Annotated in this window: 1 protein-coding gene; it reads left to right on the top strand. The window is 40.6% G+C overall.

Going from position 1 to position 286, the window contains the following annotated elements:
• On the top strand, positions 1 to 286 hold a 286-nt coding region (locus N6P30_RS24530), incomplete at both ends, for a DUF262 domain-containing protein (protein WP_260630019.1).

Below are 286 nucleotides of genomic sequence, written 5' to 3'. Positions count from 1 at the left end.
GGATGATATTTTATTTAACGTTGTCGAACCAGAACTCGAAAAAAGAGGACTCATTTCCAGTGAATTTTCCAGAAAAACATTACTGAGACTTTATACCAAGATAAGAACTGAAAATCTTATCCACTACTTCAATGAGAGCAGTCAGGACATTGATCATGTGCTGGATGTTTTCATCCGCACGAACAGCGGGGGGACAAAACTTGAGTTCTCCGACTTACTGATGTCAATAGCGGTAGCGCACTGGCAGGGTGATTTCAGAAGAGAACTGGATGAACTGACAAAAAAT

The organism is Enterobacter sp. PL1 (genome assembly GCF_945957325.1).
Classification (GTDB): domain Bacteria; phylum Pseudomonadota; class Gammaproteobacteria; order Enterobacterales; family Enterobacteriaceae; genus Enterobacter; species Enterobacter roggenkampii.
This window is presented reverse-complemented; position numbering and strand designations above follow the sequence as displayed.